Here is a 16,041-nt window from a genome sequence, read left to right as displayed (position 1 = left end):
ACTCGGTCTCAGTCGGCGATGACGCCCGCCGGGAGGTCGTCCTCCATGTCCTCGGCGCTCAACCCGGTCGTGACGATGATGCGAAAGCCCCGTCGGACGCTCATGTCGAGTTCCCACAGTTCGTCCTCGGGGACCATCATCAGTTTGCCGACCGTCGGGTTGGGGCTGTGGGGGATGAAGACGGTCAGCAGGTCCTCGTCGGTGGTCCGGCTGACGCTCCGTGGGCTCTCGCTCGTGACGAAGCCGAGCATCCAGTGTCGCTCGCGGGGGTACTCGACGAGGACGACCCGGTCGTAGCTCTCGGTGGACTCGGTGAGCGACTCCGACACCTGCCGGACGCCGAAGTAGATGGTCCGGACGAGCGGGATGAGCCGGATGCCGCGCTCGAAGCCGCCGAAGAGGCGCTGACCGAGACTCTTCGAGGCCAGATAGCCCGCGAACGTGATGGCGATGGCGATGAGCAGCGCGGAGAGCACCTGCGAGACGAGGACGAGGTCACCCGAGTAGTCGAGCGTCGTCGCGAGAAAGGGCTGGACCTGCCGGACGACGGGGCGGATGGTCGTCGTGACCCACTCGAACGCGAACTGGAGGACGAACAGCGTCACCGCGAGCGGCGCGACGAGGAAGAGCCCGGTGATGAAGCTGTTCCGCAGTCGCGTGGCCAGAGACATACAGACCGTCGCGTGGGGGACGGTAAAAGCGTACGGCACACCTGCGGCTGGAAGTGGAGCGCGTGTGTTCCGGTGGTGCGTGCGGGACCGGGAGTCGACAGAACAGTGGGCGGAGTCAGCGGCGACGGAGCGGCGCGAACAGGGAGGCCGCGGGGGACACGGACGCGGTGACCGCAGCCTCACCCACCGAAGCGGCGGAGCCGCTTCGAGCCGTTCGTTCACTCACTTCGTTCGTGCACGAAGACTCCCCAGCCGGTCGCACGCGCACGGAGGCGCGAGCGGGCCCTCGCGCGCTCACTCGCTCTCTGCGTTCGCTCGTTCGTCGCGCGCCGACAGCGACGGTGCGGGGGCGCGTGCTGGCGCGACTGTCTGTCGCGCCGGCAGCGCGCGAGGGACGACGGAGCGAACACAGTGAGCGAAGGAGTCGGCTGGGGAGGACGTGGGTCCACCGCGCCCGTGTATCGTGCGGTCTTTCCGGTCGTGAGGTCTCCTCGTCACCGTCCTCCCGACCGTGCGTAGCTCTCGAGTGCCCACGCACCGACACTGCACGGACAGAGAGAAACCCGTATACGAAACCACTCCCAAGCCCGACTATGTTCACCGGAATCGTCGAGGACACGGGCGAGATACGGGCGGTGATGGCGACCGAGGACGGCCGTCGGCTCCGTATCGACCACGGCTTCGAGGCGCTCCACCACGGCCAGTCGATCAGCGTCAGCGGCGTCTGTCTCACCGTCGAGCGCTTCACCGAGGAGTGGTTCGAGGTGTTCCTCGCCAGCGAGACGGTCGAGAAGACGTACCTCGGTGCGGTCGAGGCGGGCGACGTCGTCAACCTCGAACGGGCGCTTGCCGCCGACGGACGGTTCGACGGCCACCTGGTGCAGGGACACGTCGACACGACGGCCGTCGTGGCGGACGTCGAGCGCGTCGGCAAGGACTGGCGCTACACCTTCTCGCTCCCGCCCGAGGTCGGACAGTACGTCGTCTCGAAGGGGTCGGTGGCCCTCGACGGCATCTCGCTGACCGTCGCCGCACGCGACGAGGAGACGTTCGCCGTCGCCATCATTCCGACGACGTACGAACTGACGTCGCTGTCGGAGAAGGAACCGGGCGACCCGATCCACGTCGAGGTGGACGTCGTCGCGAAGTACGTCGAGTCGATGCTCGAAGGCTATCTGGCGGGCGTCGACGAACGGGTCTGAGGCCGTCTCCCGCGCGGCGCCACACTACTCGAACTCGGTCGGTTCCGACCGGAACGTGCTCTCGTGGGCCGTGTCCTCGGCGTGCGCACGACGGTACGCGTCGCGGTAGCGTTTGATCTTCCCGAGGAGGTAGAGCCCGAAGACGCCGTCGAAGAGGACGACGTACGCGAAGAACGCCGCGAGCGGCGGGAGACCGGTCACCGCCGTGATGAGGCCCGACCCGATGCCGACGGTGGAGTTGTAGGTAGCGTGGACGAGCGACGCGAGGATGAGGCCCTTGATGACGATGGGACCGGCGTTCTCGCGGTTGAACTTCGCCAAACCGAGATAGTAGCCCGCGATGGCCGAGTAGATGACGTGTCCCGGTCCGGCGAGCGCTCGGACCGCGGTGATGCCGCCGCCCATGCCGATGAGTCCGAGACCGAGGTCCATGTCGGCCGCCGTGCCGAGGTTCTGGGTGATGTACAGCGAGTTCTCGATGGTGGCGAAGCCGAGGCCGGCCATCGCCCCGTAGACGGCGCCGTCGACGACGGCGTCGAACTCGTCACGGCGGTACGCGTGGAGGCGAACCGCCAGCAGTTTGACCGTCTCTTCGACCGGGCCGACGATGAGGAAGAAGAAGGCGACGGAGCCGACGAACCCGAGCGTCTGGAACGCCGGTTGCGCCAGGGAGTTGAGGACGGCCGCGAAGTTGGCCGTGAGGACGCCGAGGAGGAAGGTGGCGACCAGCAGCGAGAGGGGTTCGCTCGTCGTGACGTCGCTGTAGTAGACGTACGCTGCGAGCCCCAGCGCGGGGACCGCAGAGAGGAGCGTGAGGAGGCCGACCTGCAGGTCGGTGAGCGCGGCCAACCCGCCGATAGCCAGGAGGATGAGGAAGGCGGCGAGGACGACCGCGACCCGTGCGGTGCCGACGATGAGGCGGTAGATTGCGACGGCGAGCCCGTCCAGAGACGTCCGTTCCTCCCACGTCGACACGTCGTAGAGGTCGACACCGTCGTCCGACGCGGACTCGACGGGGTCAACGCGGTCACTCATGGTTGTAACTGTCGCCGGGGCGGTTAATGTCTTGCCACCGAGGGGTGCTGACGTATCTACCCCCGGAGACACGTGAGGAGAGTGAAGCGTTCTGAAGCGTTGAAGACCCCCGAGACACACCACCAGATATGCACTTCGACCAGCGGACACAGGAGGCGCTCCGCGACGCAGGGCTCTCGCAGTCGGACGTCCGGGCCGTCTCGAAGGCCGTCGTCGAGGCCGTCGAACGGGACGCGGAGACGCTCGGAACCTTCTTCGACGGCGTCGACACCGTCTACTCCGACATGGAGATGGCACACAGCGCCGACGACGTCCAGGAGCACGCCGTCGAGTACGTCGACCTCTACACCCACGGGGGAGACATCCGCGGCTACCTGCGGTTCGACTCGTGGGGCGTCCCCGTCGAGGGTGGGCGACCGCTCACCGACCAGAAGGTCGAACTCTCCCTCGGCGGGACCGTCAACGACCGCGTCCGGTTCGTCCGGGACCGCGAGCAGCTATGACGGCCCGCGTTCGCGTCAGAGGTATCTACGCGACGGCGCTCACGCGCGTCCTCCTGGCGGCGGGCCACGACGTCGTTCAGGCGTCGCCCCCCATCCGTCGCCGGTTCGACGCGGAGTTCGACGACGCCGACCACGACGTGACGGTGGAGACGACCGACGACCGGCAGGGCGTCGGTGTCGCGGGTACCCCCGGCGAAGTCGCGACCCTCGTCGACGAACTTCGGGTCGCGATCGACACGCTGACGTGGCGCTCTCCCACGCCGACGGGAGCCGTCTTCGACGCCCGCGTCGTCGAGACGCTCGGCGGCGGGGCCGTCTGCGACCTCGGCGAGAGCGAGGGCTACCTGCCCTACGACGCCGCCGACACACACGTCGAGGAGGGTGACGACCTCCGGGTGCAGGTCCGTGCCGATCGGCCGCCGTGGGACGGCGGCCGCGCCGAACTGGGGACGGCGCTGGAGGCGACGGGCGGACTGGCGACGCTCGTCGCCGGGAAGAGCGGCGTCACCGTCGACACGCGCGACGACGCTGCGGGGCGCGAACTCGCCGGCATGACCGACCTCCTCGGCGTCGACGTGCCGGAGGGGTGGGGGATCCGGTGGCGCCACGCCGCCACGGACGCCGACATGGAGACACTGCGAGCGGCGCTCGACGAGGCCGTCGACCACGCCGCCGACTTAGAGTCCGTGCGGGACGAACCAGTCGGGGAACCGGGGAGGCGCGCCGAACCGGCGGCGACGGCGTGGGTGTGGTTCGGACGGGAATCGCGCTTCGCGCTCGACGACTACCGGCGGGCGGTGGTGACGACGATGCCGGGCCACCACCGAATCAAGGCGGGGTCCGAGGCGGCGAGCGCCGGCGTCGACTTCGCGGAGGCGCTCTGTGCGCCCGAAGGCGAGTTCCCCTTCGGCGTCGTCACCCGGCAGTTCGGCCCCGTCGAGGGCGACATCGTCAGCATCGGGCACGGGAAGCCCGACGGACGGCTCATCACCCTCGGCCGCGGCGAAGTTGTCGAGCACGGTGCGGACGGGACGCTGGCCGTCCGTCGTGAGATGGGCGGGAGCGGCACCTACGACGCCCTCGGCGTCGACCAAGACCGGGGCGACGTCGCGCTCACGAAGTTCCGCGAGGGGCGCTGGTGGTACCCGACGGTCTACCGCAGTCGGGACGGGGCGCTGAAGGGGACGTACGTCAACGTCTGCACGCCAGTCGAATGTTTCCCCGACGTCGTGCGCTACGTCGACCTCCACGTCGACGTCGTCAAACGCGCCGACGGGACGGTGGAACGCGTCGACGACGACGAACTCGACGACGCCGTCGAGACGGGCGAACTGAGCGAGGAGCTGGCGACGAAGGCACGGAGCGTCGCGTCGAGTCTCGAGAACGCGCTGTAGTCGGACCGCGAGGGCAGGACGGCGGACAGGCGACACGGAGACGAACACACGGGACGGCGTGCCGCACACCCACAGGGCGCCCCGTGGCAGGCAGTCAGGTCACGGGGGGTACTGGCTGCGGGGTCATACATGAACCTAGTCTCGACAGGTGAGCGCGGCGTCGATAGACCCGTCCGAGGAGATTCGGAGGTCGAGCGTCGACTCGGTCGCACTGGAACCGCAGGTGTCGACGCCGCTCGCCCGCATCGGTTCGGCGCCGTCCAGCGTTGCGACGGTGTAGACAGTGACAGCCCCGCGAGAGAGCGACTCGACCGTGTTGCCGACGCCCTCGCCGGGACCGAGACGGTGCGAGAACGTCTGCACGTCGTCACCGAGTGGAACGACGCGCGTCGCCCGCGAGACCACCGAGCGTGGGACCTCATCGAGCGAGGACGCGTCCGGATACCGTCTCGTCGAGTCGTTGGAGAAGGCGACTTCGAACCCGTCGACGGTTGACGCGAAGCTGACCGTGACGAGGAACGTTCCGTCGGCGGCGTTCGACACGCTGTAGCTGGCGGTCCGGTCGCGGGCGGGGCCGTCGTCGACAGGGACCGCGAGACAGGCCGCGAGGAGACACAGGCCGAGGAGGCCGACGGGGAGCACGATTCGACTGGCGGACACGCGCTCACGCTCGCTCCGTGGAGTCAAAAACGCCGCGTTCGGTCAGAAGTGGTCAGAGCCTTCGGTCGAGAACTGGAGTTCGCCACCGCGGCCGCCCTCCACCGTGTCGGAGGTCATCTCGCCCGTGTCGGGAACGCGGACGACGACGTCCTGCACCTCCTCGAAGTCGCGGATGAGGTCGGCCTTGATGTTCTGGGCCGTGATGTTGCTGATACCACAGTGTGAGCACGTCCCGCCGAGTTCGACGACGACCTCCCCCGTCTCGGGGTTCGCCTCGCGGACGACGCTCTCTCCCCCGTGCATCTGGATGATCGGCATCTGTCCGACCATCCACGTCTCGATGCGCTCTTTCAACGGTTCGTCGCTCATTGGTTCACCTTGTGCGCCCAGCTATGGGTAGGTTACGGTTTCGCGAATAAATCGTGATAGTCGGCCGGCGACGGCCACGGCGCGGGCCCCGGACCCGTCGGCGGTCCCTCGAGCATCGAACTCAGTCGCGTCCGCGTCGTCGCAGCCACCAGACGCTCACGCCGAGCGCCGTCAGTCCTGCGCCGGTGCCGAACCCGGGCGCGGAGACGGTCGACTCCGATGCGACGTCGTCGTCTGCGCTCGCGCTCGTCGCCTCCGACGCCCCTGTTCGTGTCGACGCGGGACCCGTCGTCGCGTCGTCCGTCCCGGTCTTCGACCGGAGCGCGGCCGTCGACGGTCCCTGGCCCGGTCGGTCGGGGAAGGTGTAGAGTCGGCCGGGAACGTCGTCGACGCCGCGGCTCGATGCGACGAAGAACCCCGCTGCTCCCGTCGAGACGGCCCGCGCCGTCCAGAAGCTCGTCTCGTCGGGCGCGAGCCACCACGACTCCTCGGTGGGGGAACGCGGGGCGGAGACGTCGTGTCGTTTCACCCCGCCCTGGTACCACGACGTGTAGAGCGTCCCGTCCCGGAGGTCGAGGTTGTGCGCCGTCGTCCACGTCCCCCCGAAGGTGGGGTCGTCGCTGACGGGCGGGTGGACCGTCGACAGTCGCTCGGGGGCCGCGAGGTCCGAGACGTTCCACAGGTCGACGCCGCTCGGCCCGCCGACGACCCGGTCCGTGCGGCCGTCGCCGTCCTCGTCGACGGGGACGCCGAACGTCTCCTTCCCGACGGCGAGCAGGTCGTCCGCCAGCGTCGCGTAGTGGTGGTTGCCCGGAGGTGTGGCGGCCGGCCTGTGCCCCCCGTGAAGCCGGTCGGGGGCGGGCGACTCGACGCTCCCCAGCGCCGTCATCGCCGTCGGGTCGGCGACGTCGACCAGCCAGGTCCCTGCGTCCCACAGGGCACAGACGGCGACGTCGCCGTGGACCGTCACGTCGTGGAGCGTGCGTCGATTCGCCGTCACGCCCTCCCACCGGTCGTCGGTGTCGAGGAGCGACCACCGTCCGAGTTCCGTGGGGTCGCTCGGGTCGGCGACGTCGACGACGACGAGTGGGTTGCGAGCGCCGTCGTTGCCGGTGAGGTAGGCCCGGCCGTCGACGACGTCGCAGTTGTGGATGGGGTAGTCGGTCTCGAAGAAGCCCCGCTCGACCGGTCGGGCGGGGTCGGCGACGTCGACGACGACGAACCCCGAGAGGGCGCTCCGCCCAGGGTGGGCCGGTCCCGCCACTACCAGCGTGTCGCCGTCGACCGTCACGTCCTGAACGTTCACGAGGGGGCCGTCCTCGGACTCACTCCGGAGGCCGGTCCGCCGCGCCAGCACCGCCGGGGCGGTGGGGTCGGAGACGTCGACGCTGGCGTAGCCGTCTCCGGTCGCGACGTACACCACGTTCCCGTCGCCGACGACGGCTTCCAGTGCCCCGGGGACGTCGACGTGTCCCAGTGGGCCGTACCGGTCGCTCCCCCCGCCAGAGACCGTCCCCTCGCCGCCGCCACCCTCGTGTGCGCCCGCGGGGAGCGCGAGCGTCGACACCCCGGCGAGCGCCGCGGCACCGCGGAGGACGCTACGCCTGCGCATGAATCTCGTTGGAACTGGAGGCGGATAAACCGTCCGTGGCCGCAGTTCGGCACACGGGGACCGACGGTCAGCCACCGACACGACGACCCGCTGCCCACGGGAGTGGAAGTTGACGCTCTACCCTCACCCTGAATGATATAAGGACATACGGAGAGTACCGAATTCGCAACCACACATATGTGAGAAGATATTAGTGATACCGTGACGACCGACAGATAATCATGTTCGAGTGTGAACGCTGTGGCGACGGCGTCGAACGCGCGCTGAGACACCGTGAGTACGGAGTCGCGGTGACGCACCGGGTGAGCCGGTGGCTCTGCCATGACTGTCACCCGACCGCCCCGGACGGTCGGTCGGGGAGTCGGACGCGGCGCCGAGAGGCCGAGACCGTCGTGACCGACGGTGGCACGGTGACGGCCTGTCCGCGGTGTGCCGCCGCGACGGTCAACGTCCACGGCATCACCGACTGTGTCGAGTGCGAGTGGAACCACTCCTGACCGACACCCGCTGAACGGACGGTCGGGTCACCACGGAGGCACGGCCGACGTCGACGCGACTTCAGAGTCACGCCCGATCGCCGGTCCGTCTTGCGAAGACACGGGCGACACCGCCAGACCTACAGTCTGGCTCGGTCACCCGTGCCTCCGGTCATCGCGCTCGCGACGGCCCCCTTCACTACCACCTCGTCACCCAGAGAAGTGAGCTGGATGTCGGGGACGTTGACCATCACCATGTCGTCGACGCGCTCGCGAATCGGCTCGACGACCAGTTCGGGGTTCCGGAGCGCCACGGCGCCGCCGATGTAGATGACGATGGGCGCGTACGCGTGGATGACGTTGGCGACGCCCATCGCGTTCCAGTGGCAGAGCTGGTCGACGACGTAGTCGGCGAACTCGTCGTCGCCGGCGTGTTCGAAGACGTCGACGGCGGAGAAGTCGGGGTCGTCGACGGGGAGGTCCGTCCCGACGTTCGCGTCCTCCTGGTACAGTTCGTACGCGTAGCGCGGGATGTTCTTGCCCGAGCAGTAGCCCTCCCAGTGGCCGTCGTGGCCACAGCCACACGTCATGAAGCCGTGCGGGTCGACCGTCATGTGACCGACCTCGCCGGCGTTGCCGTCCCACCCCGAGAGGACGTGGCCGTCGATACAGACGCCGGCCCCGATGCCGGTCGAGATGGTGATGTAGACGACGTCGTCGGGGTTGCGCTCGGAGTGGAAGCGCTCGCCGATGACGCCGGCGTTCGTGTCGTTGTGCAGGAAGACGCGGTCGGTGTCGAGCAGAACCGACAGTGGGCCGGTGAGCGGGATGCGGTCGATGGTGTCGGGGAGGTTCGCCGGGTTCTCGACGGCGCCCTCGGCGAGGTCCAGCGGGCCGATGGAACCGATGCCTGCCGCGACGGCCGCTTCGGGGTCGATACCGGCAGCGTCGCAGGCGGCACGGGTGACTTCGAGAACAGCCTCGGTGACGGCGATGCCCGTCGGGCCACGCGGCGTGGCGCGTTTACTGCTCCCGATGATGGTCCCCTCGGCGTCCGCGACGACCGCCCTGACGTTCGTCGCCCCCAGGTCGACACCGACGTAGTACGTCATTGTCCACAGTGGAACGCGCCGACCACTTAATCAGGGTGGTTCCGCGTATCGACGCGACGGAGCGGGGATGCCGGGCCGCCCCGGCCGTCGCCCGGACGGACGCTGACGCGTCTGTTCGGAGGCGAGTGGACGACCCGTGACGCCGACAGCGTCTCGCATCGGCCGCCGTCATACCGCCCGTCGTCGCATCGTCGACCGCCCGTCGTCACTTCGTGTCCGCGCGGACGAACGTCACCGGACAGGGCGACTCGAGCATCACCTCTTGGGCTGTGCTTCCGAAGACAGCCTTGCCGGCGGGCGAGCGCCTCCGGCCACCGACAATGACGAGGTCGGCGTCGGTCTCCTTGGCGATGGCGACGATTTCCTTCCCGTGGTCGCCGACGCCGCCGCGCACCTCGTACTCCATGCCGGCGTCCTCGAGCAGTTTCCCGAGTTCGCGCGTGGTCGTGTGTCGGCGGGCGACCCCACCGGGCGTCGCCCCCTCGGCAGTCGGGTCCAGTTCCAGTCGGTCGAGCGCCTCCGCGTACTCGTCGTCGGTGAACACGTGGGCGAGAACGACGTGAGCGTCCGCGGCCGCACCGATGTCGATGGTCTCCTCGGCGAGTCGTTCGTAGCGGTCCGCGTCGTTCGGGCCGACAGCGAGCACGATGGTGTCGAGGCTCATGGTCTGGAGGACCTTCTCCCGGTGTCGACTTAAATCACGGCCGTTCACTCGGTGCCGGGTGAAGACGTCGGGGCCCGACGCCATCCCCGGCAGCGGGCCGGGTCAGTAGTCCGGGGCGTCGTCCTCGACGGCGCGCTTCATCGAGTCGCGGCGGGACTTCGCGTCGCGGCCCGTCACCTCAAGCAGGAACTCGTTCTTCGCGGAGACGGCGTCCTGTGCGTGGTCCTCGAGACCCTTCTCCAGAATCGCGGCCGCCTCGTGCTCCTCGAAGTGGACGGCGAGCTGGTCCTTCTTGCCGCTGTACGTCGCCGCACCGGCGACGATGCGCTTGAACACCGGGTTGTCCGGTTCGTCGACGACGTACAGTTCGTGCCCGTTCCACTCCTCGGTGCCCGTGACGGGACCGAAGTACCGTTCGACAGTCGCTTTGAGGTCAGGGGCGTTCTCCTCGAGCGTCTGGCCCCGTCGCATCTTGTACTCTTTCATGCTGCGTCGTTTGATAGGGGACGGTTTACCTGTTTCGTCACTCCGCTGGGACGGTCACTGCTCCCGCTCGGCGATGTACCCCTGCTGGCACTCGGGGCAGATGTCGCCCGTCCTGAGCGACGAGTCGAGCGGGCGGGTGTGCCCACAGTTCGGACAGTAGTACTCCGTCTCGACGCCGGGACGCGGGCGCGGGGTGGTGTTGTCAGTCGCGCTGACGATGGTGCCGTCGCCCTCGCGTTGCTCGACGGTGTTGTCGAGGTAGGACGTCTCGTAGGCGTCGTCGTTCTCACTGCCGCGGCGACTGTGTCCGTTCGTCGACTGCGGCGTGAGTTCGTTGCCGTAGGCCATGGCCGGCCCGCCGGACGTCGCCGTCCCCGCCGAGAACCCCTCGTCGTCGCTCTCGTGAGCGGGCCACCCGGTCTCCGAGTCCGGACCCGACGCCCCGGCCGTCGACGACGCGTCCGCCCGCTCTCGCTCGGCGTCGGCGTCGGAGTCGCTCCCGCCACCCATCAGTTCGGCGTCCTCCTCGGCGGCCCGTTCGGCGAGCGACCGGGGGTCGTCGGCGTCGTCGGCCTCGGTGGCGTCCGCGTCCGGGCCGTCAGCGGCGCTGTCGGGACCGGTCGGCGCACCGGCGTCGTCCGCTCCGACGGTGTCGTCGTCGGGCCACGCGCCGTACTCGCGCTTGGTCGTCGTGTCGTCGTCGAGGATGACCGCGTCCTCCTCCTCGGGCGTAGCGTCGTCTGGTGGTTCGTCGAACCCGGCCTCCGCGCGCTCGATGAGCGACGTGTCCGAGTCGTCCGACGCGTCCTCGGCTGCCGGGCCGACGTCGGGGGCCGTCTCGGCCGTCGTCGCCACGCCGCGCTCACCGGGGTCACTCACCGACTCGGCGGCGTTACGCAGCGCCGCCGCGTCCGGCGCCGACGCCGACTCCGACTCGATGCCTTCGCTGGCCGGCGACGCGGCCGCCTCGGCGTTCAGCGGCGACTCGTCGCCGACGTCGGCACCCTGCGTACTGCTCGCGGGGGCGACGGCGTCGGCGTCGCGTCGGTCCGAGCGAACCTCGTCCTCCATGCGGATGGCTCTGACCTCCGTGCTCTCGGAGAGCACCTGTTCCTCGCCGCACCGTCGGCAGCGTCGAATCTCGCGTTCGGTCACCACCATCTCGCTCCCATCCTCCTCGTGCTCGCGGACGACACCCGACGGGCCGAAGTCGTGTCCGAGCAGGCACCTGAGACCCATTATGCCACACTGTTTCCGAGTCGACAGCAAAAAACTACCCCCGACGTCAGACGGCCGTCTGACTCACTCACGCGGGGTGAGCGCCGGGAGCCACAACAGTATAAACCATCCGCGCCCGATGCAACACGTATGAGAGCGCGGCGGGAGTTCCGGAAGCGAAAGGACATCGACGTCGCCATCCTCGACGCCCTCGTCGACCGGGCCTCGGAGGGCATGACCGTCTACGAACTGCGGGCTGTCGTCGACGCCGACATCGACGCCATCGGCGAGGCGCTCGACCGGCTCAAGTCGGACTCGCTCATCACCGTCGAGGGCGAGGACGACCGGGTTCGCATCATGCCCGCGGACCGCGTCGTGCCCGATCCCGGCGAGGCGCCCGAGGACGAGGGGACCCTGCTGGACAGGATACGCGACCGACTCGGGTTCTGACGCCGCGGCGAACCGGCCCCGAAGGCCGTACCGTTTTCCCCGCCGGGTCCCTCCCGGTCGGTATGACGCTCGTAGGCGACCTGCACGAGGCACACGGTGCCGTCTTCACCGAGCGCGGCGGGGTCGACGTCGTCGACCACTACGGCCGCCCCGAACGCACCCACCGGGCGGTGCGAAACGGCGTCGGCGTCATCGAGATGGGGTACGGCGTCCTCGTCGTCGAGGGCGACGACCGCGTCGACTTCGTCGACAACGCCGTCTCGAACCGCGTCCCGGACGCCGAGGAGGAGGGCTGCTACGCGCTCCTGCTCGACCCGCAGGGGCGCATCGAGACCGAACTGTTCGTCTACAACGCGGGCGAGCGCCTGCTGTGTTTCACGCCACCCGCCCGCCTCGAACCGCTCCTGGCTGACTGGCGCGAGAAGGTGTTCATCCAGGACGTCCAGTTGCGCGACGCCTCGGCCGACTTCGGCGTCTTCGGCGTCCACGGCCAGCGCTCGACGGAGAAAATCGCGTCCGTCCTGAACCACGCCGGCGCGCCCGAGGAACCGTTCTCGTTCGTGCGCGGGTCGATGGCCGACGTCGGTGTCACCGTCGTCGCCACCGACGCGCCCACCGGCGAGGAGGGGTACGAGGTGGTCTGCCCGGCCGACCAGGCCGAAGAGCTGTTCGACACGCTCCTCACCCGCGGGAACGCCGCCATCCCCGTCGGTTACCGGACGTGGGACACGCTCACGACCGAGGCGGGGACGCCGCTGTTCGCGTCCGAACTCGAAGGACGCATCCCGAACGTCGTGGGTGTCCGTTCCGCCCTCGATTTCGACAAGGGCTGTTACGTCGGTCAGGAGGTCGTCTCGAAGGTGGAGAACCGGGGGCAGCCGAGCCAGCGACTCGTTGGCCTGCTCCCGGACGCGCTGCCCGAGTCGGGCGCGGCGGTGTTCGCGGGCGACGAGGCGGTCGGCGAGGTGACCCGCGCCGTCGAGAGCCCGCTCCTCGACCGGCCCGTCGCGCTGGCGTTCGTCGACTACGACCTCCCCGAGCGCGTGGCGGACGGCGTCGGTGTCGACGTGCGGGTCGACGAGCGGGAGGTCGACGCCGCCCTCGCGGAACTGCCGTTCGTCGACGGTGGGGTTCGGTCGGGGCGGCTGCCACAGTACCCCGAACCGGCCGAGGAGGCGTGAGAACGGGGCGGGTTACCGCCCGACGAGTTTCTTCAGCCCGCGCTTCGAGAACAGCGACGTGGGCCGGTCCATGTGGACGCCGATTTCGCCCGAGAGCGCCCGCAGTCCCAGTCGCTGGACCGGTTCCGGCAGCGAGTAACACCGGCGGACCCAGTGACCGAGACTAATCTCGCGAGCGAGGTCCGCCCGCCACGCGGCCTCGTAGTCGGCCAGCGTCTCCGGGGCGTCGGGGTCGATGGTTCGGACGGCGTGGTCTGCGGCGGTCATGCCGTAGAGGATGCCGCCGCCGGTGAACGGCTTGGTCTGGGCGGCGGCGTCGCCGACGAGGAAGGCGCGGTCCGTCGTCACCGTCTCCGGCGGACCGATGGGGATGGCCCCCGAGCAGAAGTGGTCGGTGTCGACGTCGTACTCCCGGGTGAGTACGTCGAACATCTCGTTGACCGACGCGCCCGGCGGTGCCGCGAGGCCGTACTCGACGCCCGCCTCGCCGCGCGGGATGCGCCACGCGAAGAAGCGCGGGACGGTCAGGTGGACGTCGACGTAGTCGCCGTGGTCCACCTCGTCGGAGAACGCGAGCACGCCGTGGAGCGTCTCGCCCGGTTCGGGCAGGTCCAGCGCCCGGCGGACCCGCGAGACGGGGCCGTCACAGCCGGCGACCATCTTCGCGTCGACCTTGTCGGTGGTCCCGTCGTGTTTGACCGTGAGGACCACTCTGTCGGACCGCTCGTCGACGCCGGTCACCGTGTGGCGTTCGCGGACGTCCGCGCCGGCCTCGCGTGCGAGGTCAGCGAGCGTCCGGTCCAGCTGGACGCGGTCGATGACGTTCGATATTTCCTCGCGTTTGTAGAACCGACGCGCGCCCGTCCGTGGGCCGCCGACGTGGAAGTCCGCGCCGTAGATGCGGTTCTGGAACAGTTCGTCCCGCGCCGCCTCGGGGAGGAAGTCCCAGATGTCGGTCGAGACGTGCCCGGAACACGCCAGCGGTGTCCCCACCTCCCCCTTCTCTAGCGCGAGGACGTCGTAGCCGGCCGCGGCGGCTCGGCGCGCGAACCGGGCACCGGCAGGGCCGACTCCCACTACGACGAAGTCGTACATCGACTCACCCTACCGGGAGCGCGAGTAAATATCTTCTCGAACCGACCGGTTCGGACCGAACGGTTTTCGCCGCGCCCGCCGAGCGGTCGGCCATGGTCCCCGTCGGCAGCCGCTCACTCGACACCACTCACCGCTCCCTCGTCGCGGCGGTCCTCCTCCCGGTCGCGTACGCGTGCTACCTCTTCCCGTTCGGGATCACGGGCCTCGGAGACGACACGTTCGCCGCCCTCGTCGCACTCTGCCTCCTGTAGCTCCTCCCGCTGGCGACGCTCGGGGCGGGAGTCGTCCTCGGTACCGACCGCCGCCTGCGCCTCGCCGTCGGCGACGCGGCCGGTGGCCTCGCGCTCCTCCCGTTCGTCGTGCCGCCCGCGATGGACTCGTTGCCCCGGATAGGAATCGCCGTCTCCATGCTCGCCGTCGGCAGCGGTGTCATCGGCGTCACCGAGTACGCCGTCCGGAACCCACGGGTGACCGTGATGCGGTGCTCCCGACAGGCACTCCTCGGGGCTGCCGTCGTCGGCGTCGGACACGCCGCCCTCGTGCTGTGGGTCGTCCGCGACCAGTACGAGGCCGTCGTCGACGCCCTCGGGGCGTGGCTCGTGTGGGGCGCGGCCGGGAGAGTCGTCCTCGGCGCCGTGCCGACGCTCCTGCTGCTTCGCCTCCTTCTCGTCACGCCGACGCTCACCGTGGCGTTCCTCACCGGTAACGCCGTCCGGACCGACCTCTTCACCGCGCCAGTCGACAGCGCCACCCCGTTCTACCTCGTCGTCTGGCTCGTCGTCCTGCCTGTCGTCGTCGCGTTCGGCGGGGTCGAGTACGCCGTGCGCCGGTGGTCGGGACTCGCTTCCCCGCGACCGCTCGTCGGCGGGGACGACTGAGACCCGACGGTCCTCGGACGGTCACTGTCGGGCTCAGAGGGAGCGAGTAACGAGACCGGCGGCAGTGACGTCGTCAGCCACCGAGAGCGGGAGTCGGTCCCACGACTCGCCGTCCGGGGAGCGGAACAGTCCCGCGTTCGACAGCGCGTAGAACCGTTCGCGCCCGGCGGCGAGGACGTACCGCGTCACCCCGTCACCCGTCGGCAACCCGTCGACGCGTTCCCACGGCGCCTCGCCGTGCTTCCGGTAGACGTACGTCTCGGCCGACCCCGCCCGGTGGGCGCGCATCGCACCGCTCGCGGCGGAGAGGAGTCGGTGTTCGGGGTCCGCCGAGTCGACGACGACGCTCCAGCAGTAGCGGTGTGAGAGCCCCTCCTGTGGGTGGTGCCACGTCTCCCCGCCGTCGGTCGTCTCGGCGTAGCCGTCGCCGGCGGCGCAGTAGGCACGGCCCGGCGCTCCAGCGTGGGTCGCCATCGAGTGGGTGTCGCGCCGCGACCCCTCGACGCGGTCCTCCCACGTCTCACCCCCGTCGTGGGTCTGGACGAGCGCGCCGGCCTCGACGGCGACGTAGAGGTGGCCCGGGTCGTGCGGGTCGACCTCGACCCACCGGACGTGGTGGGTGTGGGGACGGGGCGGAAACGCCCACGACGACGACGAAGGGAGGTCTGTGAGGCCGTCGCACGCGCGCCACGTCACCCCGTCGGACGAGCGGTACACCCGACTCGGTTCGGTGCCGGCCCACCACGTGACGTCCGCGGGGACGTCCGCGTCGGCGGGCGCGCAGGTGACGCTCGTGAGTCGGACGTGGTCGATACCCGTAACCGACTCCCAGGTCGCCCCCGCGTCTGTCGACCGGAAGAGGCCGTCGTCAGCGGTGCCACAGCAGACCGCGTCGGCGTCGACGGGCGAGGCAGCGACGCACTGAACCGAGGCGTCGGGGGTCGGGGTGGTCTCCCGGCGAACCTCGGCCCCGTCGGCGTCGACGTCGACGGCTGCCACACGGTCGGGGAGGGCGGCGTACAGACGGTCCATACC

General features: G+C 69.7%; 19 protein-coding genes. 8 read left to right on the top strand and 11 right to left on the bottom strand.

Annotation, left to right across the window (positions count from 1 at the left end; genetic code table 11):
• Positions 1-8: 8 nt before the first annotated feature.
• Positions 9-671 carry a DUF502 domain-containing protein gene (locus tag ACESK5_RS04770; protein ID WP_372910405.1) on the bottom strand — a complete coding sequence of 221 codons (663 nt, stop codon included), beginning with the start codon at positions 669-671 and terminating at the stop codon, positions 9-11.
• A 593-nt stretch (positions 672-1,264) separates the two neighbouring features.
• On the opposite strand from ACESK5_RS04770, the gene ACESK5_RS04765 reads away from it, so the two are divergent.
• Positions 1,265-1,873 carry a riboflavin synthase gene (locus ACESK5_RS04765; RefSeq protein ID WP_372910404.1) on the top strand — a complete coding sequence of 203 codons (609 nt, stop codon included), beginning with the start codon at positions 1,265-1,267 and terminating at the stop codon, positions 1,871-1,873.
• A gap of 24 nt (positions 1,874-1,897) precedes the next feature.
• Here the strand turns inward: ACESK5_RS04765 and ACESK5_RS04760 are convergent, their stop codons facing one another.
• Positions 1,898-2,908 (bottom strand): PrsW family intramembrane metalloprotease, encoded by a 1,011-nt coding sequence (locus ACESK5_RS04760; protein WP_372910403.1) that lies wholly within the window; start codon positions 2,906-2,908, stop codon positions 1,898-1,900.
• A 128-nt stretch (positions 2,909-3,036) separates the two neighbouring features.
• Here ACESK5_RS04760 and ACESK5_RS04755 point away from each other — a divergent pair, with 128 nt between their 5' ends.
• Both ACESK5_RS04755 and ACESK5_RS04750 read left to right on the top strand, forming a co-directional pair.
• Positions 3,037-3,411, top strand: coding sequence for a hypothetical protein (locus ACESK5_RS04755; protein WP_372910402.1), 375 nt, complete (start codon positions 3,037-3,039; stop codon positions 3,409-3,411).
• On the top strand, positions 3,408-4,805 hold the full coding sequence (locus tag ACESK5_RS04750) for a DUF402 domain-containing protein (RefSeq protein WP_372910401.1): 1,398 nt from the start codon (positions 3,408-3,410) through the stop codon (positions 4,803-4,805). Before ACESK5_RS04755 ends, ACESK5_RS04750 begins: the two co-directional genes overlap by 4 nt.
• Before the next feature lie 135 nt (positions 4,806-4,940).
• Here ACESK5_RS04750 and ACESK5_RS04745 read toward each other — a convergent pair whose 3' ends face one another.
• The 3 genes from ACESK5_RS04745 to ACESK5_RS04735 all read right to left on the bottom strand — a co-directional run bounded on the left by ACESK5_RS04745 (position 4,941) and on the right by ACESK5_RS04735 (position 7,446).
• Positions 4,941-5,465 (bottom strand): hypothetical protein, encoded by a 525-nt coding sequence (locus tag ACESK5_RS04745; RefSeq protein WP_372910400.1) that lies wholly within the window; start codon positions 5,463-5,465, stop codon positions 4,941-4,943.
• 42 nt (positions 5,466-5,507) lie between these two features.
• Positions 5,508-5,834: a NifU family protein gene (locus tag ACESK5_RS04740; RefSeq protein ID WP_372910399.1), complete on the bottom strand. Its 327-nt coding sequence runs from the start codon at positions 5,832-5,834 to the stop codon at positions 5,508-5,510.
• Between the two features lie 121 nt (positions 5,835-5,955).
• Positions 5,956-7,446: an LVIVD repeat-containing protein gene (locus ACESK5_RS04735; protein ID WP_372910398.1), complete on the bottom strand. Its 1,491-nt coding sequence runs from the start codon at positions 7,444-7,446 to the stop codon at positions 5,956-5,958.
• 221 nt (positions 7,447-7,667) lie between these two features.
• Between ACESK5_RS04735 and ACESK5_RS04730 the strand changes: the two genes are divergently transcribed.
• On the top strand, positions 7,668-7,943 hold the full coding sequence (locus tag ACESK5_RS04730; RefSeq protein ID WP_372910397.1) for a hypothetical protein: 276 nt from the start codon (positions 7,668-7,670) through the stop codon (positions 7,941-7,943).
• A gap of 119 nt (positions 7,944-8,062) precedes the next feature.
• Here ACESK5_RS04730 and ACESK5_RS04725 read toward each other — a convergent pair whose 3' ends face one another.
• The 4 genes from ACESK5_RS04725 to ACESK5_RS04710 all read right to left on the bottom strand — a co-directional run bounded on the left by ACESK5_RS04725 (position 8,063) and on the right by ACESK5_RS04710 (position 11,423).
• Positions 8,063-9,034 (bottom strand): ROK family protein, encoded by a 972-nt coding sequence (locus ACESK5_RS04725; protein WP_372910396.1) that lies wholly within the window; start codon positions 9,032-9,034, stop codon positions 8,063-8,065.
• A 205-nt stretch (positions 9,035-9,239) separates the two neighbouring features.
• A complete protein-coding gene (locus ACESK5_RS04720; RefSeq protein WP_372910395.1) occupies positions 9,240-9,698 on the bottom strand; it encodes a universal stress protein in 459 nt (152 codons plus the stop codon).
• 102 nt (positions 9,699-9,800) lie between these two features.
• Positions 9,801-10,184 (bottom strand): DUF5611 family protein, encoded by a 384-nt coding sequence (locus ACESK5_RS04715; protein WP_372910394.1) that lies wholly within the window; start codon positions 10,182-10,184, stop codon positions 9,801-9,803.
• 54 nt (positions 10,185-10,238) lie between these two features.
• On the bottom strand, positions 10,239-11,423 hold the full coding sequence (locus ACESK5_RS04710; RefSeq protein WP_372910393.1) for a hypothetical protein: 1,185 nt from the start codon (positions 11,421-11,423) through the stop codon (positions 10,239-10,241).
• A 129-nt stretch (positions 11,424-11,552) separates the two neighbouring features.
• Here ACESK5_RS04710 and ACESK5_RS04705 point away from each other — a divergent pair, with 129 nt between their 5' ends.
• Positions 11,553-11,852: a DUF6432 family protein gene (locus tag ACESK5_RS04705; protein WP_372910392.1), complete on the top strand. Its 300-nt coding sequence runs from the start codon at positions 11,553-11,555 to the stop codon at positions 11,850-11,852.
• A 62-nt stretch (positions 11,853-11,914) separates the two neighbouring features.
• Positions 11,915-13,033, top strand: a complete 1,119-nt coding sequence (locus ACESK5_RS04700; RefSeq protein ID WP_372910391.1) for an aminomethyltransferase family protein — start codon at positions 11,915-11,917, stop codon at positions 13,031-13,033.
• A gap of 12 nt (positions 13,034-13,045) precedes the next feature.
• Here the strand turns inward: ACESK5_RS04700 and ACESK5_RS04695 are convergent, their stop codons facing one another.
• The gene (locus tag ACESK5_RS04695; protein WP_372910390.1) at positions 13,046-14,128 is read right to left on the bottom strand and encodes a geranylgeranyl reductase family protein; all 1,083 of its coding nucleotides are present in this window, start codon (positions 14,126-14,128) and stop codon (positions 13,046-13,048) included.
• 92 nt (positions 14,129-14,220) lie between these two features.
• Between ACESK5_RS04695 and ACESK5_RS04690 the strand changes: the two genes are divergently transcribed.
• Both ACESK5_RS04690 and ACESK5_RS04685 read left to right on the top strand, forming a co-directional pair.
• Positions 14,221-14,379, top strand: a complete 159-nt coding sequence (locus ACESK5_RS04690; RefSeq protein WP_372910389.1) for a hypothetical protein — start codon at positions 14,221-14,223, stop codon at positions 14,377-14,379.
• 120 nt (positions 14,380-14,499) lie between these two features.
• Positions 14,500-15,006: a hypothetical protein gene (locus ACESK5_RS04685; protein ID WP_372910388.1), complete on the top strand. Its 507-nt coding sequence runs from the start codon at positions 14,500-14,502 to the stop codon at positions 15,004-15,006.
• 33 nt (positions 15,007-15,039) lie between these two features.
• Here the strand turns inward: ACESK5_RS04685 and ACESK5_RS04680 are convergent, their stop codons facing one another.
• On the bottom strand, positions 15,040-16,038 hold the full coding sequence (locus ACESK5_RS04680) for a WD40/YVTN/BNR-like repeat-containing protein (RefSeq protein ID WP_372910387.1): 999 nt from the start codon (positions 16,036-16,038) through the stop codon (positions 15,040-15,042).
• Positions 16,039-16,041: the final 3 nt, after the last annotated feature.

This window comes from Salinigranum sp., assembly GCF_041641895.1.
Taxonomy (GTDB): domain Archaea; phylum Halobacteriota; class Halobacteria; order Halobacteriales; family Haloferacaceae; genus Salinigranum.
Note: the sequence above shows the minus strand (reverse complement) of the source record. Positions and strands in the feature narration are given on the sequence as shown.